Origin of the sequence: Clostridium gasigenes (assembly GCF_017348895.1) — a bacterium.
Classification (GTDB): Bacteria; Bacillota; Clostridia; order Clostridiales; family Clostridiaceae; genus Clostridium; species Clostridium gasigenes.
Genome location: NZ_CP071376.1, coordinates 879,476 through 906,202 on the forward strand (window position 1 = coordinate 879,476; position 26,727 = coordinate 906,202).

Here is a 26,727-nt window from a genome sequence, read left to right on the forward strand (position 1 = left end):
ATAATATTTATATTTAATATTATCACACTAAGAATAACTTGGTTATATATAACACGATTTTTTTATAAAATCTTTAAAATAAAAAACAGGCGTTATTATTTCAAAATAATAACACCTGTTATATGTAATAAACATATTATTGACGAACTCCAAAACCAGTTATAACTAACACAGCCCAATCTGTTCCATCATTTTCAACCCATTCAAATTCCATAGCTAATTCTTTAAGCCAAGCGTTAAGTCCGTTACTTTGCTTAGTTATGTTAGGTGCTTGTCTTCCGAACTTTTCTTTTATCATGTAAAGTAAATCTCTTTGCTCTTCTTCACTTAACTCTTTATTAAGCATATCTGCTATAACATTACAACACTCTTCATAATGTTGGTTATCAGTTAAGTATAGTGCATCTGCTAAAACTTGTCTTTTCTTATTTAAAGTGTCTTTTACTTCGTTAATTTCATCTTTATTTGATAAATACTTTGAAGCAACCTTTAGAGCTAGTATTTCTTTATCTAACTTCTTTATTGATTTCTCTAATTTTTCATTTCTCATTTTATAATCTCACTTTACTTGTTTATTTAGCCATTAGCTAATGGCAATGAATTCATTATATCATTAAGGCACATTAAAATAAATACTAGTACAATATTATAGGTCATTTATTTCTTCTAAAACCAGTGGACAGGCTATATCTAATACTTTTATCTATTTTAATATCTTTTATTATGTTAATTTGTTATAATAACTAAATGATATAAAATTTATTTAAATTTTAAAGAAAGAGGTGTCCAATTATAAATACTAATTATAAAACCGCTAAAAATGAAGTTGAAATTAAAGGTGACATTGCTTTAATAACTATATTAAAGAAAAATGGTGATTCACTTATTGCTAAGATAGACTCTGTTGATTTAGAAAAAGTGCAAAACGTTGGAACTTGGTTTGCAGAATGGCATAGAGATTTTAATAATTACTTAGTTCAAAACATAAGTTTAACTAAGGTTAATAAAAAATCTAAGCCTTTAAAACAAAGTTTACAAACAGTAGTTATGGATATTACTGCAACTACGCCAGTTAAACATATTAATGGAGATCCTCTAGATAACAGAAAATGTAATTTAGAAGTATTCAGAAGAACTGACTTAAATGAAATTGAAGAAATTGATGAAGATACAATTGCTATAATCCTAAGAGATAAATATGGTAATGTTAATTCAAAAGCTTTAATTTCTATTGAAGATTTAAACAATGTTATAACTGATGAATATATTTGGGTTAACTACAAAGTAAATGGAGACACTTGTGTTATAGCTAATACTCCAAATGGTAGAATTCATTTAGACAGAATTCTTATGAATCCTGGTGAAAACAAAACGATTCATCACATAAATCTTAATCCTTTAGATAACAGAAGACATAACTTAGAATTAACTGATATTTAATTATATCTAAACTTTTTAAAAGGTACTATTTCGCTTTAATCTATGCGAAATAGTACCTTTTATTGGTTTATAATTTTAAGTTATTATAAATTGTTTATTTTCTGTTCAATTTTAGATTAATTTGAATATATTATAATTAACTTTAAACTTTAATAATAATATAATTTAATTATACTTTATGAAATCCCTTGCCTGTTTGGCTACAAAATCAGAAACATTAAATTGAATGGTCTGTTGCAAAATGACTTTTATAAATCACTTTAAGCAACAGCCCCTTCATCTATTAGGCGTACTCAAAATCTTTTTTATAACTATCCAATTCTTTTAATTCCATACTTTCCAGAACTGAAATGTTTTTTCTTTCTTGTTGAAACGCTTCTTCTTTAAAAGGTCCATGTACTATTTCTTTTTCAACCTCTATAATACAAAGCCCATGATCTTTTTCAGGAATTGATTCTATATCTTTTTTTTGTAATTATATCACTATCTTTATTTATTTTGTATATTATGTATTGTTTTATATTGCATTTTTTTCATTGACGCCTCTTAGTTTTTATATAAAGTAAACTGCCACTACATAAGTGTTGATGTCTTAGCTTCATATACAACTACCAATGTACTGCACATGATATATATTGCCTCTGAAATCAATATTGAAAAAAGAAGAACAAAAACAATAGATACTGAAATAAAATCTAATAAAGAAGATCATACTGGGTCTAAAAACTTATATAAAAATCAAAATTAAAAAAGTATATATATAAATGACTTATGGAACAATAAAATTTTATAGCTAATCTAAGATACTTAAATATATTTATAAATATGGATGCAAAACTTTCTTAGCATTACTTCTTAACAAATTGTACTCGGTACCCCTAACATGAACGTCTATGGTCTACTAGTTATTCTAATTTTTTGTATAAAAAAACCCTAGGCTAACACCTAGAGGATAAGTAACTTTTTAGCCAAATTTCATCTTTCGCTTGAAATTTTCCATATTTTAAAGTATACTTTGAGTATAATTTTATATGAACCTTTGGTCAGTTTAGTTCTTAGCTTTTTGCTGATAATTACACCTTTAAGTTACTTCAAATTGCCTTATAAACGATTTGAAGAACCGAAGTTCGTAAAAGCACTGCTTTAAATAGTTGTGCTTTTTTTCATATTTAGTTTTAAATACATCTTTACTTTCGATATATAATTTACCATTTATGGATCTTATTTTACATAATTCAAGTTTTTTTATCATACATTTTTTATATTGTTATTATACCTTATTGTCAATCCCATAATTAAGTATACACCCAGCACATTTACTTATAGAATCTAAGATTTATAATTAAATATTGGAAATCAACATATATATAAGTTGCATTATTAAATCTAATTAAATTTCTAAACCTTAAAGACTAAGTTATAATAAAGTGTAGAAATTTAATTATAACTTATCATGGATATTATTATGAAATATCTATGTGTTATGTTGAAATCTGTATTTCGCGACAAAAATATATTATTAAAGGATGGTAAATATGAGATTGGTCCCGGTGAAGTATTTGAAAAATGATTCAATTTTAGCAAAGAGTATATATAACTCTGATGGAGAAGTACTCTTTTTGAAACACCTAGTTCTAAATGATACTACAATAGAAAATTTAAGAAAATTAGGAATATTATCAGTATATATTATAGATAAATATTGTGAAACTACTAAAGACATTACTGATGATATATTAGGAGAATATTTAAGAATTGAATCTATTCGATCCCTTAAAAGAATAACGCTAGCATTTACTAGTTTAGATGTTAATAAAAGGTATACTACTGTTGAAATGGGAAGCCTTAGCGAAATTATAAAAATAGCTAATAGTATAGTCGATAAAATATTAAAAACATCTAATTCAGTTATATCTACAACAGATATAAGAGCTCATGAAAATTATCATTATGCACATGCTTTAAATGTAGCAATAATATCAACTCTATTAGGTAAACAGCTTAATTATAGTAAAGACAGATTAGTTAAGTTATGCTTAGCTGCACTTATGCATGATATGGGGAAAGCATTCTTAGAAAATGAAATATTACATCAATATGAGCCATCTACAAAATACGAATGTGAACAACTAAAATCTCACCCAACCCTAGCATATAACTATTTGAAAAATAACTATATGCTAGATCAAGAAATTTTATTAGGGATATTACACCATCACGAAAGCGTTGATGGGAGTGGCTATCCAAATAAAATTAAAAGTATCCAAATAAATGAATTTGCAAAAATAATAAGTATTGTAAACTTTTATGATGGATTATTACATAACGTTACTGACGTCGTATTAACATCAGATTCTATAGAATCAATAATGACATATGTAGATAAAACTTTTGATTATAATGTAACAGTAAATTTTTTTAATATTATAGAACCATTCAAAAAAAACACTTTAGTAAAATTAAATAATGGAGATATAGCTAGAGTGGAAGAAACACTAAAAGGTTTGCCACTTAGACCGAAGGTAAAGGTATTAAAAAGTAAAATAAATAGTAATGTTGGCCACAATATAGATTTAAGTAAAGCTTTAACTTTATCAATAGATAAAGTAGTTTATTATGTATAATAGATTTTGTAAGAAACATTGTATTATTTATAACGATAGGGTGAAAAACTTTATGTATCTAATCTTCTTCCTAGAGCTAACAAAGCTTAGCATCTCTATTTGTGATTATACTAAAATTTATTTAAGTATCTAAAAACTCAATAATAAGATCTATGCTAGACCATAAAATTGATTTTGAGGGCTTTATCCATAATTAAGTTAGTAATATGTTTCAGCTTGAACACATTCAAATATTTATACAGAATTTTGATACAACAATTTTAAGCCCTTTGTAAGCTATGGCTTTAAAAAATTCATAGCTTTTGGTTTATCTCCGCTAAACTTTAATAAAAAAAGTCTTATTTCGCATAGCCCTACATGAAGCAAGCCCTTCTATCGATTTTTATCTTACGTTTTGAATACTAACATTAAAGAACTTTATTTCTTTATTCTCTAAATTCACAAGAAAAATCTCCATACTTATTTTTTAAATAGATATTATTCTCTTATAATAGTACAATATAAAGTAATGAATATAAAATTTAATAGATATGTACATATTAATTTTATTATTTGCTAATCTTAACTAATAAGGAGATTATGATGACAGAAAAACTTTATTATGAAAATCAATATGAAAAATCTTTTACTGCTGAAATAATTAACATAGTTGAAAAAGATAATGAATTCCATATAGTTTTAGACAAAACTAACTTTTACCCAGAAGGTGGTGCCCAACCTTCTGATATTGGTACTATCGAATCTATCCCTGTATCATCCGTTTATGAAAATGATGGATTAATATATCACATTACCAATAAGAAACCTATAAAAATTCATAAAGTAAAATGTTCTATTAACTGGGAAAATAGATTTGATTTTATGCAACAACATTTAGGTCAGCATATAATATCTGCCTGTTTATTAGAAAAATTTAATGCATCTACAGTTGCAGCTCATTTAGGTTTAACCTCTTGCACTATAGATGTTGATAAGCTTCTTAATATTACTCAAATAGAAGAAGCTATATCTTATGCAAATGATATAGTATTTGAAAATATCCCTGTTGATATTTTATATCCTACTAAATCAGAACTTAAAAAATTATCTATTAAAAAGACATCCATTAAAATAGGTGAACAAATAAGAATAGTAAAAATTTCTGATTTAGATATAAACCCTTGTTGTGGTGTTCATCCTAAATCAACTTTAGAAGTTCAAATTATTAAAGTTGTTAAGTTTGAAAAACATAAAACTGGCACAAGAATAGAATTCTTATGTGGAAAAAGAGGAATACAAAATTCCTTTATTAATGATAAGTTTGCTTCAACTGTTTGCAGTAATCTACATTGTAACCCTGAAGACGCAATACTTCAAATTGAAAAATTAACACAAGATTTCAGCAAGCTATCTGCTGAAAACAGAGCTATAAAATCTGAAATAGCTGATTATGAAATAAAAGAAATCATCGAAAACTGTGATAAGATAGGCGGTATTAGCATAATTAAATTAATTCATTCTGATATGGATTTAAAACATGTTAATCTACTTGCTTCAAAACTTGTAGCTTATGACAATGTTATAGTTTTATTTGGGGTTAAAGCTGATGATAGAGCAACACTTATATTTATGTGTTCAAAAGATTTAAATATCGTAAGCATGAATACTTTATTAAAAGATGCTATAACTCTAATAGATGGAAAAGGTGGCGGAAGTAATTTTTCTGCTCAAGGTGGTGGAAAAAGCACTAATAATATTTCATCAGCCTTAGATTATGCTTATATGAAAGTTCAAAATGCTATAAACTAGTTTCAATAAATAACCCCCCAGCTAATAATTTTATTAACTGGGGGATTAATCTATTTAGACATATTCAAATATATATATCTATTCTGAAGCTATTATTTTTTCATGCCTTATGCTTCCATTTGTTCAAATTGACTATTATATAATGATGCATAGAATCCATTTGCTTCTAATAATTCAACATGGTTTCCTTGTTCTATTATATCCCCATCTTTCATTACTAGTATTAAATCTGCATCTCTTATTGTTGATAATCTATGTGCTATTATGAAACTTGTTCTGTTAGCCATAAGATTTTCCATAGCCTTTTGTATTAAAACTTCTGTACGAGTGTCTACTGAACTTGTAGCTTCATCAAGTATAAGAAGTCTTGGATCTGCTAAAATAGCACGGGCAATTGTTAACAATTGCTTTTGTCCTTGTGATACATTGCTAGCTTCTTCATTTAGAACCATATTATATCCATCTGGAAGTGTTTTAATAAAATGATGCGCATGTGCAGCCTTAGCAGCATCTATAACTTCCTCATCGGTTGCATCTAATCTTCCATATCTTATATTTTCCATAATAGTTCCATTGAATAACCAAGTCTCTTGAAGAACCATTCCAAATAATTCTCTTAAATCATCACGATTAAAATCTTGTATATTGTGACCATCTATTAATATTTCACCAGTGTTTACATCATAAAAACGCATAAGCAGTTTTACCATTGTAGTTTTTCCAGCACCAGTTGGACCAACTATTGCAACCTTTTTACCTGGTTTAACATTAGCTGAGAAATTATTTATAATTGTTTTTTCTGGATTGTATCCAAAATGAACATTCTTAAATGTAACCTCTCCATTTATACCCTCTATGCTAGCTGGGTTTTTAGCAAATTGAACTTCCTCTTCTTCATCTAAGAACTCAAATACTCTTTCTGCTGCGGCTGCTGTTGATTGCATTAAGTTTGCAACTTGAGCTGTTTGAGCTATTGGCTGATTAAAACTTCTTACATATTGTATAAATGAAAGGATATCTCCAACTTCAATAGTTTTCTTAATTGCAAGCCATCCACCAAGAATAGACACCATTACATATCCTAAGTTTCCTACGAATGTCATTATAGGCATCATCATTCCTGATAAGAATTGTGACTTCCAAGAGGATTCGTACAACTTAGTATTTATTTTATTAAACTCCTCAATTACATCCTCTTCTCCATTAAATGCTTTTACTATATTGTGTCCACCATATACTTCTTCAACTTGACCATTTACATGACCTAAATATTCTTGTTGCTCTTTAAAGTATTTTTGTGATTTTTTCACAACTGAAGTAATTAGTAGTCCTGATATAGGTAATATTAATAATGCTATAATTGTCATCATCCAACTTATTGATAACATCATTATTAGTATACCTATTATAGTTGTAATTGCTGTAATAACTTGGGTCATACTTTGATTTAAATTTTGACTTATACTATCAACATCATTTGTAACCCTAGATAATACTTCCCCATGAGTTTTAGTATCAAAATATTTAAGTGGCATACGATTAATTTTTTCTGAAATTTCTTTTCTCATATTATAAGAAACTTTTTGTGAAACTCCCGACATAACAAATCCTTGTATAAATGAAAATGCTGCACTTATTAAATATAATCCTAGTAATAATATTAAAATTTTACCTATATATTCAAAATCAATACCAGTACCTACTGTTCCCTGCACCTTTCCCATAAGGCCATTGAAAATTTCCGTAGTCGCTTTACCTAGCATTTTTGGTCCAACTATTGAAAACGCTGCACTTCCTATTGCAAAAATAACTACTAATATTATAGCTATTTTATATGGTTTTAAATATTTAAGTAGTTCTTTCATTGTACCTTTAAAGTTCTTCGCTTTTTCTCCAGCTCCCATGCCACCCATAGGGCCACCTCCAAAGCCTTTTCCAGTTCCATTTTTTTCTTTACTCATGATCTAGCTCCTCCTTTGAAAGTTGTGATGAAGCTATTTGTTTATATACCTCACAGTTTTCTAGAAGTTCATTATGTGTACCTACACCCATAATCTTCCCTTCATCAATTACTATAATTTGTTCTGCATGTAATATAGTACTTATTCTTTGAGCAACTATTAATACAGTACTCTCTGTTGTTTCAGCTTTTAGAGCCTTTCTTAATTGTACATCTGTTTTAAAATCAAGTGCTGAGAAACTATCATCAAAAATATATATATCAGGTTTTTTAGCTATTGCTCTTGCAATTGAAAGTCTTTGTTTTTGACCTCCAGATACATTTGTACCACCTTGAGATATTTCTGCATTGAATTTCTCTTCCTTTTCATTTATAAACTCCATAGCTTGTGCTATTTGCGCTGCTTTTTCTAATTCTTTTTCAGTAGTGTCTTTTCTACCATACTTTAAATTACTTTCAATAGTTCCTGAGAACAAAATTCCCTTTTGAGGAACATATCCTATTTTTTCTCTTAATTCATGTTGTTTTACATTTCTTATATCTACTCCATCAATTAATATCTCACCCTCTGTTACATCATAAAAACGAGGTATTAAATTAATAAGTGTAGATTTACCACCGCCTGTACTTCCTATAAAAGCAGTAATTTTCCCAGGGTTTGCTGTAAATGATATTTTACTTAATACATCTTCTGCAGCATTTGGATATCTAAAAGAAACATTCTTAAACTCTATAATTCCCTTTTTATTTTTATCGAAAGATTTAACTTCCTTTGGGTCTTCTATTATAAATCCTGTTTTTAAAACTTCATCAACACGCCCAGCTGCAACACTTGCACGTGGAAGCATAATTGATACCATTGATATCATTAAGAATGACATTATTATTTGCATTGTATATTGTATAAATGCCATCATATCTCCAACTTGCATTGTTCCAGAATCAACTGCATGTGATCCACTCCAAACTATTAATATAGTAATTGCATTCATTATTAGCATCATAAGTGGCATCATTGTTGCCATTGTACGATTAACAAAAAGATTAGTTTTTGTTAAATCCATATTTGCCTTATCAAATCTTTTCTCTTCATGCTTTTGAGTACTAAACGCACGAATTACAAGCATTCCTGATAATATTTCACGTGTTACAAGATTAACCTTATCTATAAGATTTTGAACAGCTTTAAACTTTGGCATAGCAAGGGCAAATAAAACTATTATTAGTGATAACATAGCAATTAATGCAACTGCTATTATCCATGCCATTGAACTATCAGTTTGAATAACTTTTAATACTCCTCCAAGACCAAGTATTGGAGCATAAAATACTACTCTTAAAAGCATTACCATAAGTATTTGTATTTGTTGTATATCATTAGTGCTTCTTGTAATAAGTGAAGCTGTAGAGAATTTATCTAATTCTGTATTTGAGAATGATACAACTTTTTTAAACACTTGACCTCTAAGATTTTTCCCAAGATCTGCAGCAACTTTTGCACCTATATAAGCTACAATTACTGTTGCTACCATACTAATAAGAGCTATTAGCACCATTATTCCACCAGAATACAAAATAAAATTACTTTGAAGTTTGCTTGTGTTTACTCCTATAGCTTTATATTCATTTTGAATGTATGGAATTGCGATTTGAGATACCATACTATCTGATAAATCTTTTAATTTTTCGCCCATTTGTTTATTTACTTCTTCAACTATTTCTTTAGGCATATTTTTAAGAAGGGTTATTGTATCCATATTTTCTGGAACAACCATATTATTTGGAATATTACTAATTAATCCTTCTTTAATTTCATTTCCATTTGACCCATCCTTTTCAATTGCTGATAAAACAGCAATTGGCTGTGATATTATATTATTTAATTTTTCTATTAACTTTTTATCCTTAGTATTAAGTTTATATAATTTTTCATTTTCAAGTTGTGGATATTTCTTAACATATTTACTAAACTCATCTTGGCTAAGATCCTGTTTATCTAATAATATATAGTTATTCATAACCTCAGATTTATCATTATCATTCATAAATAACATAATATTCTCTAGTTGTTCTTTTCTGATTATTTCTGGAACAGCATTTTTTACTCCACCTTGTTGTATCCCAACATTTACTATATCAGATGTATAGTCTGGCAACGAAAGATCACAAACCGCCTGTACTATAAGTAATCCAATAATAATTATGATTGGCAACGTAGATTTTTTTAAATACTTAATTAATTTAAACACTTTATACATTTCTCCTCTCGTCTACTAGTTCTTTATTTAGGTAGCTTCAAAAATAACTAGTCCTATTCTGCTGTATCTTTTTAGCACCATTACCTTTTAATTTATTTATGATTATATATCAATTATATTTTCATAACTATTATAAGTCAATAACTTTTTATTTGAATTCACAATTATTTTAGTTTATAATTAATTATAAGTTTACTAATATATGCGAAGGAGAATTACTATGGATACTATAAATTTAAATAAAATTTCTGATGATTTAGTTAACATGTTGTTAGAATTACGTAAGAAAACTTTCAATAAAGATCATTTTATTAAAGGGGCTTGTATGCCACCATCACATTTTAAAGTTATCTTCTCCCTTTCACATAGCGGTCCGGTATCACTTTCTCATTTAGCAAATACTATTGGTGTATCTAAACCTAATATGACCCCTATTATAGATAAATTAATCCAAGATGGATTTATTAATAGATATGAAGACCCCAATGATAGAAGAATTCTTAGAGTGGAGTTAACAGAAAAAGCAAATGAATTACTTAATTCTCAAACTCAAAAATTTAAAGATATTCTCTGCGTAAAATTATCAGCCCTTGCTGACGATGATTTAAATTCATTAGAAGGTTTGTTAGAGAAGCTTACACCTATCCTATCTAAACTAAATTAATAGTGGTAACTATTAATTTAGTTTCATACTAGAACCTTAGAAATGTATTTAATTAAGATATCATTGAAAACTTTTAACCCAAAATAAGCTAAGCTCAACACTTAGCTTATTTTTCATAATTATAAATTTATCTATTTGCTAAAACCCTTTTTTCTTTGCTTCAATTCCACTTTCATTTAAAGCAGGACTTTGAATAGTACTTACAAAACTATTTTTAGACATAGGTTCCTTTGTCCTAACCTCATTTTTAAGATAATTTTCTTTTTTCATTTCTCTTTTATTTTTTGAATCCATCTGTAATATCACTCCTTTTAAAATTATTATTCTAAATTAGTTTCTCTCAAATAATCTTAACTATACTTCTCTAAGCCATATAAGAGAATAAAAAAAATCCATATATCATAATTTGATATACAGATTATATTTTTATAAACTTATTCTTAGTTTCCGATAGAGTCTACTCTTTATTGCGTACAATTACTCTAATTCTTTTCTTATTACTTTAAGAGCCTCTAATAATTCATAAAAATTATGGATATACTCACAATATTCTTCATGTGTTAATAGTTCATAATCATCTGAAGCATATCTTCTGCTAAAATAAAAATCCTTTAAATCTCTACATAATCCTTTGAATTCTTTCAAATATTTATAATCATTTAAATATAAAACTTCTAAAAGCTTAACTAAATTATGCTCCCTGGATATAATGCCGTATTTTTTTTCTGTGATTCCCTTTAAATTTTTTTCTATACACTGTTGACAATGAACTAATACTCCATCTTCTAACCCAACACTATTTTTTGTCCCATCTATAAATTTTTCATCTATATCAGCAAAATAAAACATGTCTCTTTTTACCACAGATCACCAGCTCCTTATATCTATCAAATCATTTTGTATTTCCTGTTCAAAACTAGTATTATTAGCCAAATTAATATATCTATTTCTATTATAAAGTTTAATATCTACGCTACGGGATAACTTTAAGATATCTATCTTATCTTCTAATTTATGCCTTAATAATCTTAATTCCTTAATAGATTTATCATCTGGAATTAGAATTAGTATATCTATATCACTATCTTTTTTATATTTTCCTTTTGCAATTGAACCAAAAAGAAATATTTCTATTTCACTTACTTCACTTTTAACAAAATCTTTTATAATAATTATTTCATTTCTTACATTTTCATCAAGACAATACTCTACATCAGCTTTCATTTTAAACCTACCTTTAGACATCTTTAAAAAATAATAAATAAATATGCTAATATATTTTTTTAAATTCCTTATTACTCTATCTTTATTATATCCAATTATCCTATTTAAAACAACTGTAGAAAGCAGGTGTTTTCCACCTTCGTTAACTCAGATGGACGAAAGTACCGACCAATTTCATTTTTTTACTAAGCACAAGTAAAATAGCAATACAATTCATTTTGCAATGAATTGTATTGCTATCTTTCATAACTTTTGCTCAATCATAAGCGATTTAATCTATAAGTTCGCACCTGTCACCAACTTTTACTTTCCCACCTACTAATACCTTTGTGAATATTCCATTAGTAGGCATTATGCATTTTCCTACCTGATAGAATATTGCACATTTATCATGACATTTCTTACCTATTTGTGTTAATTCTAAAAGTGTTTCTCCAACTTGTATTTTTTGTCCTATTGGTAATTTATTTAACTCAAATCCTTCTACAACTAAGTTTTCTCCAAATGCGCCAAATTCTACATTTGCACCACTACTTCTAAAGTCTTCTATTTTATCTAATGCTAACAAACTTACTTGCCTATGCCATTTACCTGCATGGGCATCTCCTTCTATTCCAAAATCATATATTAGATTAGCCTCATCTACCATTACCTTAGCTGTGCCCTTTTGCTTGCTTGTACATATTGCTATAACTTTATTCATTGCATTAGCCTCCAATTTCATTCATAAATCTTATTTCTTCATTTTTGTTTTGTTCATTAAATAAATGTTTTTCTGGCTTATTATATATATTATTTTTAATGATATTATTTAGCTCTTCGTTTGAAATACCATTTCTAAGTAATGTTCTTAAATCTACTCCATAATTCCAATGTAAACACTGCTTTAAAAATCCATCTGGTGTAATTCTTATTCTATTGCAATAATCACAAAAACAATTACTTATTGCACTTATAAATCCAACTCTTCCTAATGAATTATTTACTCTAATATATTTAGCTGGTCCTTCTGATATATTTCTATTAATTTCAGCTAGTTCTTTATATTCCGATTTTATTATTTCTAAAATCTTAGTATTTTTAACTGGTTTAAATAATTTACCTTGTCCAATTGGCATAAGTTCTATAAACCTTACATCTATAGCCTTCTGTTTTGTAAGCTCAACAAAATCTAATATTTCATCTTGATTTATGTCTCCTATAATAACAGTATTTAACTTAACTTTTATATTATGTTCTATACATTTATCAATAACTTCTAAAACTTTCTTTAATTCACCTCTTCTAGTTAATGTTTTAAACCTATCTGGCTTTAATGAATCTAGGCTAATATTTACACCTTTAACTCCATTTGCAGCTAAATTTTCAACTTGATCTAATAATAATATTCCGTTAGTAGTTAAATATATTTCCTCTATTCCTTCTATCTTATTAATTCTTCCTATTAGGTTCATAATATCTTTTCTAACTAAAGGCTCTCCGCCAGTGAATCTTATTTTCTTTATTCCAAGCTTTGCACTTTCAAGTACTATTCTATATATTTCATTATCTGTAAGCTTTTTATCAGAAGATAAAAAATCATTATGATTTTCTTTCATACAATAAATGCATCTTAGATTACAATTATCTGTTACTGATATTCTTAGATAATCTATCTTTCTTCCATATTTATCTTCCATATTTTTTTTAATGGATCTACTATTTTTTAATAATAGTAGTGTCTAAATCTAAGTTTTACTAAATAAAATATTTAGATTTTTACTTAAAAATTAAACTCACCACTTTTTCCTCCTGTTTTTTTTAATAAATGTGTATCTTCAATAACCATTCTTTTATCTAAAGCTTTACACATATCATAAATTGTTAATGCAGCAATTGTTACTGCCATTAAAGCTTCCATTTCCACACCTGTTTTTTCAACTAATTTAACTATAGATTTTATGTTAATTTCGCTTTTTTCGTTATCTATTTCAAACTCAATATCACAGCTAGATATCATTATTGGATGACACATAGGTATTAAATTTGAAGTCTGTTTACTTGCCATTATACCCGCTACCCTTGCAACTCCAAGAACATCGCCTTTACCTATTTTACCTTCCTCTATAAGTTTTAAAGTTTCATGGTTTACTCTTATTTTCGATACTGCTATAGCTACCCTTTTACTTTTATCTTTTTCAGAAACATCAACCATTCTTGCATTTCCACTTTCATCAAAGTGTGTAAGCTTTTTATCCATAGTTTTCTCCTCCTATATATATGTTAACTATTATTATTACTTATAAATATTATTTTCTTTATTTTCCAAATGAACAATGTGGAAAATTACATATATTACAATCTAAACATAACCCACCATGTCCATAAGCTACTATATCATTTAATGTTAGTTTTTCATCTGCAAGTAACCTTGGAAGTACTAAATCTAAAACTGTTCTTTTTGAGTACATAGCGCAACTTGGCACCCCTAGTATTGGCATATCTTCATGATAAGCTAATAAAAACATTGCTCCCGGTAACACAGGTGAACCATACACAACTAATTTTGCTCCACATTCTTTTATTGCATTTGGCGTAACATCATCAGGATCTACAGACATTCCTCCAGTGCAAATAATCATATCTGCGCCTTCTTCTATAGCCTTCTTAATTTCTAAACTTATTCTATCTTTATCATCTGGAAGTATAATTTTATTTAAAACTGAACTTCCATATTCATTAAGTTTCTTTTCTATTATCGGTAAAAATGCATCTTTAATTCTTCCGTAATATAATTCATTTCCAGTTGTTATAACTACAACTTTTTTAGGAGTTATTTCTTTTACGGAAATAATACTATTTTTTATTACCTCCTCAGCTTCTATAATTTTATTTTCATCTATTATTAATGGAATAACTCTAGTTGCTCCAATTTTTTCACCTTTTTTAATAGGGGTATTATTATGCAAAGTTGAAACTATTATTTCACCTAATGAATTAAGCTTAAACAAGTTCTCTTTATCTATTTTAAGCAATCCATCTCTAGCTGCAAAAAAATCTATTTTCCCCTCCTTAATCTCTTCTGAATTATCCACACCTTCCCCTACAACTAAATCTGAAATCCTTTTAGCTGCATCATTTTCATGAAGTTCACCTTCCTTAGGTTCCCATACATAAACATTATCTTTTCCAATTGATAATAACTTTTCTATGTCCTCTTCTCTTATTATATGTCCTTTTTTAAAGGCTCTCCCCTTAAATTCACCTGGGATTATCTGTGTTACATCATGAGATAACATTGTTCCTATTGCATCTTCAACTTTTATCATTTTCATTTCAAATCACATCCTAATCTTCTTTATTAATTAGATAACTATATAAACTCATTAAAAAAACTGCTATTATAAACACTATTATTAATATAGTTACAGCTTCTTTATTATTGTTGTTCTCTATTGCGTAATACATTGACATTGGCAATGTTTGTGTTTTTCCTGGTATGTTTCCAGCCACTAATATAGTTGCTCCAAACTCTCCAAATGCTCTTGCAAAACTCAAAAGTATTCCTGTTAATATTCCTCTTCTTGAAAGTGGTAAAATTATTTTAGTAAATACTTGAAACTCACTTGCTCCCCCTGCTCTAGCTGCATCCTTAACATCTTTATCTACTGATAAAACTGCCACCTTTATACTTTGATACATTATTGGTAGTGTAACAATAACTGCTGCTATAACTGCTGCTGATAATGTAAATATAATAGAAGTATTGAAATTTTCATTTAATATTTTGCCTATAGGCCCATTTTTTCCACAAATTATTAATATTAAATATCCAATAGCAGATGGGGGGATAAACATAGGCAAAATTATGAATGTCTCTATAATTTTTTTAAACTTAGTAGTTTTTCTAGTTAAAATTTTTATTGCTACTATAGATATCCCTAATGTTATTATTAATGAAATTAATACAACTTTTATGGAAGTATACACTGCATCTATTATCACTACTTGTCCCCCATATTAAATCCATATTCCTCAAATATTTCTTTTCCTCTATTAGAAGTTATAAATTCAATTATTTTAATATTTTCTTTATGATTTTTACTTGATTTTATAGGTGCTAATACATATATTATCTCTTTATGATTTTTACTTGGAACCTCTAAAACTATTTGCGAGTCTTTTAAATCTTTAGCATCACTTTTATATATAAACCCAAAATCAGCATCACCACTTTCTACATATGTTTTAACAGCTTTAACATCTTTTCCATATACAACATTAGTCTCAATACCTTCCCATAAATTCATATTACTCAGCGCTTCTTTCGCATATTCTCCTGCTGGAACTGTTTCTATTTCTCCAAGTGCTATCTTTTTATTTAATCCTATTAAATCATCTAACTTATTTATTTTTTCGCTAACAGCATTATTTTTAACTAATACTAGAGAATTTCTTAATGGCGAGCATACCTCTTCCTTCAAAACTAACTCTTCATTTATTAAATCATTCATAAATTTTTCATTAGCTGAAAAGAATATATCAACCTCTGCGCCTTCGCTTATTTGTCTTTTTAAAGTTCCAGACCCACCTGTATTAATATTAATTTTCACATTATTAGCACTTTCGTACTCTTCTTTGATTTTATTTATTGGCTCTGTTAAGCTTGCCGCTACACTAATTGTAATCTCATCTTTCTTTTCATTAATTTCTTTATTTGTACATCCACTTATTGACGACAATAAACCAATCATCAATATAATTACTACTTTCTTGCGCATTCAATTCCCTCCCCAAGTAAAATATCTATTCCATGCTTAATATCCTCTAATACAAAATCTAAAGCTTCCTTGCAAGCTTTAGAGCTTCCTGGCAAATTAACAATTAATGTATTACCCCTAATCCCCGATACTGCTCTTGAGAGCATAGCTCTTTTAGTTATTTGCAAGCTATACCATCTTATAGCTTCACATATTCCCGGTGACTCTCTTTCTATTATCATTTTAGTTGCTTCCGGAGTTATGTCTCTAACTGAAAATCCTGTTCCACCTGTGCTTAGTATAAGGTTTACACCTAGTTCATCGCTCATATATTTAAACTCACTAGCTAGCATTTCCTTGTCATCTGGAAGAACAATATATTTTTTAACTTTAAATCCATTTGCTTCTACAATATCCTTAATAACTTGTCCACTTTTATCTTCTCGTTCTCCTGCATATCCTTTATCACTACTTGTTATAATCCCAACTGTATACATTTACTTAACCTCCAAATTTTTATAGTCTTCCATCCTATGCCCCCTAGAAAACCTTCTATATGTGTCAGTTATTTTTTCTGTAAAACCTGTATTTAGTGTCTTTATATGTCAATATTATACCATATTTTTGTATTAAAAGGTAGTAATTTCATACTTGTTATAAGAATACTCATCCCTTAAATAATTTATTTTTATTTGTTTTTATTTGTTTTTTCTCTATCATATTATAAATACTGCTATAATTTATAATGAATGGGGGTATATATTATTATGGAACATTTTATTTCTTATCTTTTTATTCTATTAGGAGTTATCTATTTTATATTAGCTATACTAAGTAACCATACCTTAACAAAAAAGACATTACAGACTACATTTATAGATAAAAATAAATATCTTACTTCTATGAATATTTTATTTTTAGTTACAGGCGCTATTTATATTATTTTAGGTTTATTACCTATTTTCAAACTCCTATCTACACAACTAGCTACAACATTTTTTTCTTGTATATTAGCATCATATGTAATTATTATGTTGAATATACAAAAGAAATATGGCCCCTCAAAAGAAAATTAAAATCAAAAAAATCCGTATAGCATAATTTGCTATACGGATTCTTAATTATATTAATTTATTTTTTTCTTTAATGCTGCAAGTATTATCATTCCAACTAACGAACCAACTACTAATGCTATAAAGTATCCTAATGGATTAGTTATAACTGGTAGTACGAAGATTCCTCCATGAGGTGCTCTAAGTGATGACTCGAAGAACATTGATAATGCTCCTGCAGTTGCTGAACCTGCAACACATGCAGGTATAACTCTTAATGGATCTGCTGCTGCAAATGGAATAGCTCCTTCTGTTATAAATGATAATCCCATTATATAGTTTGTTAATCCTGATTGTCTTTCTCTTTCTGTAAATCTACTTTTAAAGAATGTTGTGCATAATGCAATTGCAAGTGGTGGTACCATTCCCCCTGCCATAACTGCTGCCATAATATCAAATTGACCTGTTGCAAGTGAAGCTGTACCAAATACGTAAGCTGCCTTATTAAAAGGACCACCCATATCTATTGCCATCATTCCACCTAAAATTGCTCCAAGTAATATTTTACTAGTGCCACTCATACTGTTTAAAACATTATTAATACCATTATTTAATGCTGAAGCTGGAGGATTAACAACAAATGTAATAATTAATCCAATTAGTAATATTCCTAGAACCGGATAAATCAATACTGGTTTTATACCTTCAAGGCTAGTTGGTAACTTATCAAATAATTTTTTCAACCCAACTACTACATATCCTGCTATGAAACCTGCAATTAACGCTCCAAGGAATCCAGATCCTCCGGCACTTGCAATTGCTCCACCTACAAACCCTACCGCAAGCCCTGGTCTATCAGCAATACTCATTGCAATATATCCTGCCAATATTGGTAACATAAAGTTAAATGCAGTTCCACCTACTGTTTTAAAGAATGCTGCAAATGGTGTATTACTACCAAAGTTTGCTGGGTTAATAGCATAGTCATCCACTAAGAATGCTATAGCTATTAATATACCTCCACCTATAACAAACGGTAACATATGAGAAACTCCATTCATTAAGTGTTTATATATTGTACGTCCTACACTTTCTTTTTCCTCTGACTCTGATGAGGATTCATTTGAGCCTTCATGTCTATACACTGGAGCATCTCCATTTTGTGCTTTAGTTATTAATTCTTCTGCTTTATGAATTCCATTAGCAACTTTAGTTTGAATTACTTTTTTGCCATTGAATCTTGCCATATCTACTTTTTTATCAGCAGCTACAATTATACAATTAGCATTTTCTATTTCCTTTTTAGTTAAAACATTTTTAGCTCCACCCGATCCATTTGTTTCAACTTTTATTGTAACACCCATTTCTTTTGCTTTATTTTCTAAGCTTTCAGCAGCCATAAATGTATGAGCTATCCCTGTAGGACATGCTGTAACTGCTAATACTGTATATCCATCTTTGCTTTCTTTATTTTTATCCTTATTTAATTTATCATTTTCTTTTTCATCAATTAATCTAAGGAACTCTTCTACTGATTTAGCCTTAATTAATGTATTTTTAAATTCTTCATCCATCAAAATTGTTGAAAGTCTTGCTAAAACATCTAAATGAACATTATTTTCACCTTCTGGTGCTGCTATCATAAAGAATAGCTTTGTAGGTTGTCCATCTAACGAATCATAATCAATTCCATCAGTTATAATAATAGCGCTTAAACCAGCATTTTTAACTGCTTTAGTTTTAGCATGAGGAATACCAATTCCATCACCTATTCCAGTTGTACTTAGTTCTTCTCTAGCTAATACAGCTTTTTTATATTCTTCCTTATTACTAAGTTTTCCTGTAGCATCCATTAAGTTTACTAATTTATCTATAGCCTCTGCTTTATTTTTCACATTAGGATTTATTGCTATACCGTTCTTTTTTAACAAATCTGTTATTCTCATAATTTTCCCCTCCGTTATTTAAATTATTTCTAATAGTAATTCTTCTACTTTATCTTTTGTAGCAAGACCATCTGAAAATGCACTTGCACTACCAGTTGCAACTCCCATTTTAAAAGCTTCTTCTAATTTATTATGTTTTAAATAGCCGGCTATAAAACCTCCAACCATGGAGTCTCCTGCACCTACTGAGTTTCTTACTTTTCCTTTAGGCACAGCGCTTTTTAAAACTTCACCCGTTTCCGTAACAAATATTGCGCCATCTCCAGCCATTGAAATAAGAACATTTCTTGCTCCCATTTCTTTTAACTTTTTAGCATAATGAATTATTTCATCTTCATTTTTAATTTCCACATTAAACAATTCTGCTAATTCATGATGATTTGGTTTTATTAAAAATGGTTTATAGTTTAATACGTTTAATAAAAGATCTCCTGTTGCATCAACTACAAATTTTATTTTTCTTCCATCTAATCTTTTCATTATATATTCATATATATCTTTAGGCAGTGTTGATGGAATACTTCCTGCTAAAACAAGTATGTCGTCTTCTTTTAAAAAATCTAATTTTTTATAAAGTTCTTCTAATGATTCATTATTAACTTGTGGTCCTTGACCATTAATTTCTGACTCTTCACTAGATTTTAGCTTTACATTTATTCTAGACATTCCATTATGTAATTTTATAAAATCTGAATCACATCCAAATTCCTTAACTTTCCTTTCTATTTCATCTCCTGTAAAACCTGCTATATATCCAAGTACTTTACTCTCAACTCCTAAGTTATTTAATACAATAGAAACATTTATTCCTTTTCCACCAGCATAAATTTCTTCGTATGATGTTCTATTTACACTTCCTAGTTTAAAGTCATCTACTCTTACTATATAATCTAAAGCAGGGTTGAAGGTTATTGTATAAATCATTTTTTTGCCACCTCTATTATTTCTATAAACTCTTTATAAGTATTATCTTCAACTATTGTTGTAATTATCGTTGCATCTTCTAATTCTCCAAATGTTACACAACTTATTTCATCAAATTTCGAATTATCTGCCATAATATAAGCTTCTCTTGTTCTTCTTAAAGCCTCTTGTTTCACTAATGCCTCACTAATATCAGGCGTTGTATATCCTCTGTCTTTGGAAATACCATTAGTTCCAAAGAAACCCTTATTAAAGTTATATCTCTTTAAAGTATTTATGGCTTCTACTCCTATTATTGCTTCTGTAGACTCCTTAATTTCTCCACCTAATATATAAGTTTTTAACCCTTTATTTATTAATTTTTTAGCTTGGTTTATGCCATTTGTTATATATACTGCTTCTTTTTCATTAATAAATTCAATCATTAAATCTGTAGTCGTACCTGCATCTATATATACAAAATCATTTTCTTTTATAAGATTTGCTGCATATTTTGCTATTTCTAATTTTTCATCTATATTCAAACTTTCTCTAGTAGAAAGCAAATCATCTTTAGTATTTATAAACTTATCTAAAGCTGTTGCCCCACCATGAACTTTTTTTAATTTCCCTTGTTTATGAAGAAAATTTAAATCCCTTCTTATTGTTGATTCTGATGTATCTAGGTCTTTAACTAATTCACTAACATAAACAAGTGACTTTCTATCAATTTCATTCAAAATAATTTGATATCTTTGTTCTGTTAACATTTACATCACTTCCTTGTATTCATAATAACTCTTTTGCAAGTAATTTTCAAGCATTTTAAGTCAAAAACATTTAAATTAATTCAAAATCATTCACGGTTTATTTATACTTGCTATTATTTTAGGAATTTTCAATAAAATAGCTAATCAATATATCCTTTACTCTGTCTTATTACCTCTTATATCCTTTAAATAATTCTTAGTGATTATAAAATAAAAAAATCCCAATTTGTAATTAAATATAAATTACAAATTAGGATTCATATAGTTATCTCTGTATTACTTAAATATTTTCAAATTCTATGAATGTATTTATAGAATTAATCTATTTCTACTATTATCTTTCTGTATTATAAGCTATCCCAATTGCTCCTGGTCCCACATGAACTCCAATTACAGGTCCTATAGATATAACTTCTACCTTTTCATTTATATGTGCGCTTATCTTTTCTGCAAGTTTTTGACCTTCTTTTTTACAATTTATATGATGAATAACTACTTTCCCTAATCCTTTTTCTTTAATATCATTCATAAATACAGATAATATTTTTTCTATAGCCTTATTATTTGTTCTAACTTTTTCAACAACTGACGTTTTTCCATCTTCAACAGTTAATATCGGTACTATTTTAAGTACTTTACCAAACAAAGCTCCTGCTGATCCTATTCTGCCACCCATTTTTAAATAGTCTAAAGTTTGTGGAGCAAATAAGAATTTACTCTTTCGCTTTACACTTTCACAAGCTTCAACTACCTCTTCTAAACTTGCTCCATTTATTGCCTTTTCTGCTGCAGCTAAAACCGCAAGTCCCATTTGCATACAATTAGAGCGTGAATCTATAAGTGTTATTTTCCTATTTGGATATTTTTCTAAAAGCATTTCTTTTATTATATGTGTACTTGAAAAAGTACCACTCATTTCTGAAGAAATAAATATTCCAACAATATCATCACCATTAGATAAGTGTTTTTCAAAAGCATTACTTGTTTCATCTAATGCCGGTTGTGATGATTTTGGAAATTCTTTAACTTCATCCATTAATTTGTAAAATTCTTCATTAGTTATATCTACTTCTCTTATACTCTTATTATTTAATGTAACATTTAAAGATACTACTGAAACATCATATTTATTTATCATTTCTCCAGATAGGTATGAAGTACTATCTGTTATTACTTTAACCCCCATAATTATCCTCCTATTTCTCTGATAAAGAACATTATAACATTATTAATTATTAATTTCTATGATTCCTCTTTATTATTAGATATCTTCAAGAAAATAACTAGTCAAAATAATATCTTCTATATCTAAATGAAAAAAAGCACACCGATGTACTAGTGTGCTCTTTCTTATCTATAAATTATAGATTTATATAAAGTTTATGGATGTACTAATTAGGGAATAAAAAAATTTTTCAAGTTGAATGCCAGGTCAATAGAGGTATTGCCCTTTAGCATGTGTTGTACAGTATGCTCTTTTATACAATCATAGTGGTTAAATATGATTTGAGCTTTTTTGTGGTCATTGTAAACTTTCCAATAACCACACATTAAACATTTTTTATTTGTACATTCCATAAAATCTTTAACATCTTTAATTGGTATCCCTAAGAATAAACCTAACTCATGTGGACAATTATATAAATCATATCTAGTCTCCAACATTGTTAAACAATCCCATAGATCTCCATTTTTTAAGTAACCTAACGCTGCTAAGAACTCTATGTGACTTTCTTTAAATAGATTTTCTTTTAAAGATACCTCACTAAATATCATAACTATTACAGCATCATCACAATCTCTCAATTCTATAAAATCTAAATCAATTTTTTTTATAAAATCTCTTCCATAGGTGATCCACTTATCATATAGATTTTCACCCTTCTTTTTGAAGGTTACTGTAGCTGCTGGCTTTGATCCTGCAATTACAAGTGAAAGACTATAAACTAAAAAGTTTTCTATGTAGTCTTTTCCTTCAAATGAATTTAACTTTTTATAAAAATCTATACACAAAGTTCTCACCCCTTTAATCGTTGTTGAAATTCATTCTCAACTACATCTTATAATAAACTAATCTACCTGTCAATAGTATAACCATAAAATATATTTAATATTTATCTTTTAACTTCTTTTAATTTTTTATTTCAATAGGTTATAACTACATGCTCTATAGAAAAATATATAATAAGTTCTATTACTATAACTACCCTTTAACCCTTAATTTATAATTATTAACATTCAAATAAAAAAATACTGCAAATTCATTTATGAATAATGCAGTATTAATGTCAATTCTAAATTTAGTTCATAAAGACTAAGTCCTATTACAACTACGTCTGATTTTATTTCCTATAAAGCTTCTTTTCCAGTCTCTCCAGTTCTTATCCTTATAACTTCAGAAATATCACTTATAAATATCTTTCCATCTCCCGCTTCTCCAGTTCTAGTTACATCTATTATAAGTTTTACTACCTCATTTACTTTATAGTCTTCAACAACAATTTTTATTTCTACCTTAGGAAGGAAATGTATTAAAACCTCATTTCCTCTATAATACTCTGACCAACCTAATTGTTGTCCGCATCCCATTACTTGAGATATAGTTATTCCATTAATTTGACCTTCCTTTAAAGCTTCTTTAAGTTCCTCTAGTTTTGTTGGCCTAATAATAGCTTCAATTTTTTTCATACAATACCCCCTAATCTAGTCCAATATACGCTGGATAAGCAGATTCATCATGTTCTGATAAATCTAGTCCATTAGCTTCATCAAATTTAGATACTCTTACATCCATAAATAGTTTTATAATACTCATAATAATAAAGCTCATACTTGCAGTTATTGCAATTGTGATAACAATACTAATTATTTGAGCAACAAACAATTTCGTATCACCATAAAACAATCCATTTCCTTGCAATGATGGATTTATTGAAGTATTAGCAAATAAACCAGTTGCTATACCTCCCCAAATTCCGCCAATACCATGACAACCAAAAGCATCTAAAGCATCATCATAACCAAATTTCTTTTTTACAGTTGTCATAAAAAAGAAACATATAGGACTAACTAAAGCACCAATTATTAAAGATGCCCAAATTGGAACAAATCCAGCAGCAGGTGTTATCGCTACTAATCCTACTACAGCTCCTGTAGCTGCTCCTAATAATGTTGGTTTACCATTTTTAATTTTTTCTATTAATATCCAGGATAACAGCCCTGCAGCAGCAGAGGTATTAGTTGTTAAAAATGCAGTAATAGCTAAAGTTCCTGACCCTAATGCACTCCCTGAATTAAAACCAAACCATCCAAACCAAAGTAATCCCGCCCCTAGAACTACAAATGGTATATTATGAGGTTTATAACTTACCATTCCATGACCTCTTCTTTTGCCTATCATAATACAAACTACTAATCCTGTTATTCCTGAACTAATATGCACTACATTTCCTCCAGCAAAATCTACTGCACCTAACGCTCTAATTAACCCGCCATCTCCCCATACCATATGTGTAAGTGGGTAATATACTAAGAAAAGCCATGATGTTATAAACATTAGCAAGGAAGAAAATTTCATTCTACCCACTAACGCTCCTGTTATAAGTGCAGGTGCAACTATTGAAAACATCATTTGAAAAGTAGCAAATAATGTTTCTGGTATAGTTGATGCATAAACAACATTCGGATCTACGCTTACATTGTTAAAAAACAAGTAATTAAATCCTCCAATTATACCATGAATATCTTTACCAAAAGATAATGAATATCCAATAACAATCCATAGGACCGATGAGATTCCACACATTATAAAAGATGTGAAGATTGTGTTTAATACATTTTTACGTCCGCTCATTCCCCCATAGAAAAAAGCTAAAGCAGGTGTCATTAAAAATACTAGTGCTGCACTTATTAACATAAATGCGCTATCTCCTGAATTAATTCCCATTTACTACGCCCCCTTTTTATAAAAAAAAAGAGATAATGTATATAGCCGTAGGCAAATACATTATCTCCATTGATATTAATATTATCTTATCCGTTTTCACTAAGAAAGTCAATGATAGAATATAATTTTTGACACTAAATTTTTTTTATTAAAAAGCTTCTACTTTTGCTATAATTCCTTTTTCAAAAAGATTAATACTCCGTTAAATAAAAAAGAAGTATCTCTTTCTAATAAAGATATTTCTTATTTTTTTAGATTAATCAAAAAGCAGCATAACTATTTGTTATACTGCTTTTATATTATTAAACTCTTCCTACAACATCTAATATTTCTGTATTTTCCCTATTTTTAATAAACCATTTACAAAAATCACTATATTTATAAAACAAAATATTATCATATCCATTCTTATTATTTTTTTCATAGTATTTTACCTTAATTAAAAAATTTATCATTTACTACTCCCCCTATCCTATATATTATATTATCACCACTTTTTCCACTTCTTAATCACGACTTAATTTTTTACATTAAAATCATTGTTTTTCCCATTAATTATGTAATAATAAAAGTAATAAATATAGTTTGGAGTTGTTTATAATGAGTATAGAAAAGTTATCACAAATAATAGATAATAGTAATAACATAGTTTTCTTTGGTGGTGCTGGCGTAAGCACTGAATCTAATATACCCGATTTTAGAAGTGCTACTGGTTTATTTAATGAAAATCTAAATAGAAATTTTACTCCTGAGCAATTAGTTTCTCATAGCTTTTTCTTTAAACATACAGAAGAATTTTTTAAATTTTATAAAGATAAGTTAATTTATAAAAATGCAAAACCAAACAATGCACATATTTCTCTAGCTAAACTTGAGGAAAAAGGTAAATTAAGAGGTGTTATAACTCAAAATATTGATGGCCTTCATCAAATGGCAGGAAGTAAAAATGTATTAGAACTTCATGGATCTATCCACAGGAACAACTGCATTAGCTGTGGACAATTCTATGATCTATGTGGACTACTTTCACTTGAAGGCATTATTCCACATTGCAAGGAATGTGACGGTTTAGTAAAACCTGATGTTGTTCTTTATGAAGAAGGACTAGATGAAGATATAATTAATAAATCTATAGATCTTATCTCTAATGCTGAGGTGTTAATAATAGGTGGAACCTCTCTTATGGTATATCCAGCTGCTGGATTTATTAAATATTTTAAAGGAAAGCATTTAATCCTTATAAATAAATCCGAGACCCAATATGATAACATAGCAGAAATAGTAATAAATGAACCAATAGGAAGAGTACTTGAGTATTGTGTTCTGAAATAAAAAAATCACTAAGAGGTTATAGGAATTTTATAAAAGCAAAATTTCTATAACCTCTTAATGGTTTTTATACTTATAATATTA

28 protein-coding genes are annotated in these 26,727 nt (G+C 28.3%); 7 read left to right on the top strand and 21 right to left on the bottom strand.

Going from position 1 to position 26,727, the window contains the following annotated elements:
* Positions 1-136: 136 nt before the first annotated feature.
* On the bottom strand, positions 137-550 hold the full coding sequence (locus tag J1C67_RS04275; RefSeq protein WP_089969343.1) for a hypothetical protein: 414 nt from the start codon (positions 548-550) through the stop codon (positions 137-139).
* A 242-nt stretch (positions 551-792) separates the two neighbouring features.
* Here J1C67_RS04275 and J1C67_RS04280 point away from each other — a divergent pair, with 242 nt between their 5' ends.
* The 4 genes from J1C67_RS04280 (at position 793) to J1C67_RS04290 (ending at position 5,852) form a co-directional block, all read left to right on the top strand.
* Complete coding sequence (locus tag J1C67_RS04280) at positions 793-1,440, top strand: hypothetical protein (protein ID WP_423738892.1); 648 nt, start codon at positions 793-795, stop codon at positions 1,438-1,440.
* Positions 1,441-2,065: 625 nt separating this feature from the next.
* Positions 2,066-2,188, top strand: a complete 123-nt coding sequence (locus tag J1C67_RS19630) for a hypothetical protein (protein WP_279286189.1) — start codon at positions 2,066-2,068, stop codon at positions 2,186-2,188.
* A gap of 811 nt (positions 2,189-2,999) precedes the next feature.
* Complete coding sequence (locus tag J1C67_RS04285) at positions 3,000-4,064, top strand: HD-GYP domain-containing protein (protein WP_207253560.1); 1,065 nt, start codon at positions 3,000-3,002, stop codon at positions 4,062-4,064.
* A gap of 582 nt (positions 4,065-4,646) precedes the next feature.
* Positions 4,647-5,852 carry an alanyl-tRNA editing protein gene (locus tag J1C67_RS04290; protein ID WP_167866920.1) on the top strand — a complete coding sequence of 402 codons (1,206 nt, stop codon included), beginning with the start codon at positions 4,647-4,649 and terminating at the stop codon, positions 5,850-5,852.
* A 107-nt stretch (positions 5,853-5,959) separates the two neighbouring features.
* Here J1C67_RS04290 and J1C67_RS04295 read toward each other — a convergent pair whose 3' ends face one another.
* Entirely contained in the window at positions 5,960-7,813 is a 1,854-nt protein-coding gene (locus J1C67_RS04295) for an ABC transporter ATP-binding protein (RefSeq protein WP_207253561.1), read from the bottom strand.
* Positions 7,806-10,061 (bottom strand): ABC transporter ATP-binding protein, encoded by a 2,256-nt coding sequence (locus tag J1C67_RS04300; RefSeq protein WP_167866919.1) that lies wholly within the window; start codon positions 10,059-10,061, stop codon positions 7,806-7,808. The genes J1C67_RS04295 and J1C67_RS04300 overlap by 8 nt, the downstream gene beginning before the upstream one ends.
* 229 nt (positions 10,062-10,290) lie before the next feature.
* On the opposite strand from J1C67_RS04300, the gene J1C67_RS04305 reads away from it, so the two are divergent.
* On the top strand, positions 10,291-10,734 hold the full coding sequence (locus tag J1C67_RS04305; protein ID WP_167866918.1) for a MarR family winged helix-turn-helix transcriptional regulator: 444 nt from the start codon (positions 10,291-10,293) through the stop codon (positions 10,732-10,734).
* Positions 10,735-10,872: 138 nt separating this feature from the next.
* On the opposite strand, the gene J1C67_RS04310 is transcribed toward J1C67_RS04305, so the two are convergent.
* The 10 genes from J1C67_RS04310 to J1C67_RS04355 form a co-directional block, all read right to left on the bottom strand.
* On the bottom strand, positions 10,873-11,028 hold the full coding sequence (locus J1C67_RS04310; RefSeq protein WP_089969325.1) for a hypothetical protein: 156 nt from the start codon (positions 11,026-11,028) through the stop codon (positions 10,873-10,875).
* A gap of 183 nt (positions 11,029-11,211) precedes the next feature.
* Positions 11,212-11,598, bottom strand: coding sequence for a HEPN domain-containing protein (locus J1C67_RS04315; RefSeq protein WP_089969323.1), 387 nt, complete (start codon positions 11,596-11,598; stop codon positions 11,212-11,214).
* A gap of 3 nt (positions 11,599-11,601) precedes the next feature.
* A complete protein-coding gene (locus J1C67_RS04320; protein ID WP_089969320.1) occupies positions 11,602-11,958 on the bottom strand; it encodes a nucleotidyltransferase domain-containing protein in 357 nt (118 codons plus the stop codon).
* A 271-nt stretch (positions 11,959-12,229) separates the two neighbouring features.
* Entirely contained in the window at positions 12,230-12,661 is a 432-nt protein-coding gene (locus tag J1C67_RS04325; protein WP_089969317.1) for an MOSC domain-containing protein, read from the bottom strand.
* A 4-nt stretch (positions 12,662-12,665) separates the two neighbouring features.
* Positions 12,666-13,637: a GTP 3',8-cyclase MoaA gene (gene moaA, locus J1C67_RS04330; protein ID WP_089969314.1), complete on the bottom strand. Its 972-nt coding sequence runs from the start codon at positions 13,635-13,637 to the stop codon at positions 12,666-12,668.
* 83 nt (positions 13,638-13,720) lie between these two features.
* Positions 13,721-14,197, bottom strand: coding sequence for a cyclic pyranopterin monophosphate synthase MoaC (moaC, locus tag J1C67_RS04335; RefSeq protein ID WP_167866917.1), 477 nt, complete (start codon positions 14,195-14,197; stop codon positions 13,721-13,723).
* A gap of 58 nt (positions 14,198-14,255) precedes the next feature.
* Positions 14,256-15,272: a molybdopterin-binding protein gene (locus J1C67_RS04340; protein ID WP_167866916.1), complete on the bottom strand. Its 1,017-nt coding sequence runs from the start codon at positions 15,270-15,272 to the stop codon at positions 14,256-14,258.
* A 13-nt stretch (positions 15,273-15,285) separates the two neighbouring features.
* Complete coding sequence (gene modB, locus J1C67_RS04345; protein ID WP_167866915.1) at positions 15,286-15,942, bottom strand: molybdate ABC transporter permease subunit; 657 nt, start codon at positions 15,940-15,942, stop codon at positions 15,286-15,288.
* A complete protein-coding gene (modA, locus tag J1C67_RS04350; RefSeq protein ID WP_167866914.1) occupies positions 15,942-16,718 on the bottom strand; it encodes a molybdate ABC transporter substrate-binding protein in 777 nt (258 codons plus the stop codon). The genes modB and modA overlap by 1 nt, the downstream gene beginning before the upstream one ends.
* Entirely contained in the window at positions 16,703-17,194 is a 492-nt protein-coding gene (locus J1C67_RS04355; protein ID WP_167866913.1) for a MogA/MoaB family molybdenum cofactor biosynthesis protein, read from the bottom strand. The genes modA and J1C67_RS04355 overlap by 16 nt, the downstream gene beginning before the upstream one ends.
* A gap of 270 nt (positions 17,195-17,464) precedes the next feature.
* Between J1C67_RS04355 and J1C67_RS04360 the strand changes: the two genes are divergently transcribed.
* Entirely contained in the window at positions 17,465-17,773 is a 309-nt protein-coding gene (locus J1C67_RS04360; protein ID WP_167866912.1) for a hypothetical protein, read from the top strand.
* 50 nt (positions 17,774-17,823) lie between these two features.
* Here the strand turns inward: J1C67_RS04360 and J1C67_RS04365 are convergent, their stop codons facing one another.
* The 8 genes from J1C67_RS04365 to J1C67_RS04400 all read right to left on the bottom strand — a co-directional run bounded on the left by J1C67_RS04365 (position 17,824) and on the right by J1C67_RS04400 (position 25,769).
* Entirely contained in the window at positions 17,824-19,695 is a 1,872-nt protein-coding gene (locus J1C67_RS04365) for a PTS fructose transporter subunit IIABC (RefSeq protein ID WP_167866911.1), read from the bottom strand.
* 18 nt (positions 19,696-19,713) lie between these two features.
* Positions 19,714-20,619 carry a 1-phosphofructokinase gene (gene pfkB / locus J1C67_RS04370; RefSeq protein ID WP_167866910.1) on the bottom strand — a complete coding sequence of 302 codons (906 nt, stop codon included), beginning with the start codon at positions 20,617-20,619 and terminating at the stop codon, positions 19,714-19,716.
* Positions 20,616-21,368, bottom strand: coding sequence for a DeoR/GlpR family DNA-binding transcription regulator (locus J1C67_RS04375; RefSeq protein ID WP_167866909.1), 753 nt, complete (start codon positions 21,366-21,368; stop codon positions 20,616-20,618). Before J1C67_RS04375 ends, pfkB begins: the two co-directional genes overlap by 4 nt.
* 334 nt (positions 21,369-21,702) lie before the next feature.
* Entirely contained in the window at positions 21,703-22,554 is an 852-nt protein-coding gene (locus J1C67_RS04380) for a DegV family protein (protein WP_167866908.1), read from the bottom strand.
* 209 nt (positions 22,555-22,763) lie between these two features.
* Entirely contained in the window at positions 22,764-23,381 is a 618-nt protein-coding gene (locus tag J1C67_RS04385) for a DUF3793 family protein (protein WP_167866907.1), read from the bottom strand.
* Between the two features lie 336 nt (positions 23,382-23,717).
* Positions 23,718-24,056, bottom strand: coding sequence for a P-II family nitrogen regulator (locus J1C67_RS04390; protein WP_089969279.1), 339 nt, complete (start codon positions 24,054-24,056; stop codon positions 23,718-23,720).
* 10 nt (positions 24,057-24,066) lie between these two features.
* Positions 24,067-25,314 carry an ammonium transporter gene (locus tag J1C67_RS04395; protein WP_167866906.1) on the bottom strand — a complete coding sequence of 416 codons (1,248 nt, stop codon included), beginning with the start codon at positions 25,312-25,314 and terminating at the stop codon, positions 24,067-24,069.
* 302 nt (positions 25,315-25,616) lie between these two features.
* The gene (locus tag J1C67_RS04400; protein WP_167866905.1) at positions 25,617-25,769 is read right to left on the bottom strand and encodes a hypothetical protein; all 153 of its coding nucleotides are present in this window, start codon (positions 25,767-25,769) and stop codon (positions 25,617-25,619) included.
* 145 nt (positions 25,770-25,914) lie between these two features.
* Between J1C67_RS04400 and J1C67_RS04405 the strand changes: the two genes are divergently transcribed.
* A complete protein-coding gene (locus J1C67_RS04405) occupies positions 25,915-26,646 on the top strand; it encodes an NAD-dependent protein deacylase (protein WP_089969273.1) in 732 nt (243 codons plus the stop codon).
* Positions 26,647-26,727: the final 81 nt, after the last annotated feature.

Coding starts and splice junctions, on each gene's coding strand:
- J1C67_RS04275 (WP_089969343.1), bottom strand. CDS start 550: ATGAGAAATGAAAAATTAGAGAAATCAATAAAGAAGTTAGATAAAGAA.
- J1C67_RS19630 (WP_279286189.1), top strand. CDS start 2,066: ATGATATATATTGCCTCTGAAATCAATATTGAAAAAAGAAGAACAAAA.
- J1C67_RS04290 (WP_167866920.1), top strand. CDS start 4,647: ATGACAGAAAAACTTTATTATGAAAATCAATATGAAAAATCTTTTACT.
- J1C67_RS04295 (WP_207253561.1), bottom strand. CDS start 7,813: ATGAGTAAAGAAAAAAATGGAACTGGAAAAGGCTTTGGAGGTGGCCCT.
- J1C67_RS04305 (WP_167866918.1), top strand. CDS start 10,291: ATGGATACTATAAATTTAAATAAAATTTCTGATGATTTAGTTAACATG.
- J1C67_RS04310 (WP_089969325.1), bottom strand. CDS start 11,028: ATGGATTCAAAAAATAAAAGAGAAATGAAAAAAGAAAATTATCTTAAA.
- J1C67_RS04320 (WP_089969320.1), bottom strand. CDS start 11,958: ATGAAAGCTGATGTAGAGTATTGTCTTGATGAAAATGTAAGAAATGAA.
- J1C67_RS04325 (WP_089969317.1), bottom strand. CDS start 12,661: ATGAATAAAGTTATAGCAATATGTACAAGCAAGCAAAAGGGCACAGCT.
- moaA (WP_089969314.1), bottom strand. CDS start 13,637: ATGGAAGATAAATATGGAAGAAAGATAGATTATCTAAGAATATCAGTA.
- moaC (WP_167866917.1), bottom strand. CDS start 14,197: ATGGATAAAAAGCTTACACACTTTGATGAAAGTGGAAATGCAAGAATG.
- J1C67_RS04340 (WP_167866916.1), bottom strand. CDS start 15,272: ATGAAAATGATAAAAGTTGAAGATGCAATAGGAACAATGTTATCTCAT.
- modA (WP_167866914.1), bottom strand. CDS start 16,718: ATGCGCAAGAAAGTAGTAATTATATTGATGATTGGTTTATTGTCGTCA.
- J1C67_RS04355 (WP_167866913.1), bottom strand. CDS start 17,194: ATGTATACAGTTGGGATTATAACAAGTAGTGATAAAGGATATGCAGGA.
- J1C67_RS04360 (WP_167866912.1), top strand. CDS start 17,465: ATGGAACATTTTATTTCTTATCTTTTTATTCTATTAGGAGTTATCTAT.
- J1C67_RS04365 (WP_167866911.1), bottom strand. CDS start 19,695: ATGAGAATAACAGATTTGTTAAAAAAGAACGGTATAGCAATAAATCCT.
- pfkB (WP_167866910.1), bottom strand. CDS start 20,619: ATGATTTATACAATAACCTTCAACCCTGCTTTAGATTATATAGTAAGA.
- J1C67_RS04375 (WP_167866909.1), bottom strand. CDS start 21,368: ATGTTAACAGAACAAAGATATCAAATTATTTTGAATGAAATTGATAGA.
- J1C67_RS04380 (WP_167866908.1), bottom strand. CDS start 22,554: ATGGGGGTTAAAGTAATAACAGATAGTACTTCATACCTATCTGGAGAA.
- J1C67_RS04390 (WP_089969279.1), bottom strand. CDS start 24,056: ATGAAAAAAATTGAAGCTATTATTAGGCCAACAAAACTAGAGGAACTT.
- J1C67_RS04395 (WP_167866906.1), bottom strand. CDS start 25,314: ATGGGAATTAATTCAGGAGATAGCGCATTTATGTTAATAAGTGCAGCA.
- J1C67_RS04400 (WP_167866905.1), bottom strand. CDS start 25,769: ATGATAAATTTTTTAATTAAGGTAAAATACTATGAAAAAAATAATAAG.
- J1C67_RS04405 (WP_089969273.1), top strand. CDS start 25,915: ATGAGTATAGAAAAGTTATCACAAATAATAGATAATAGTAATAACATA.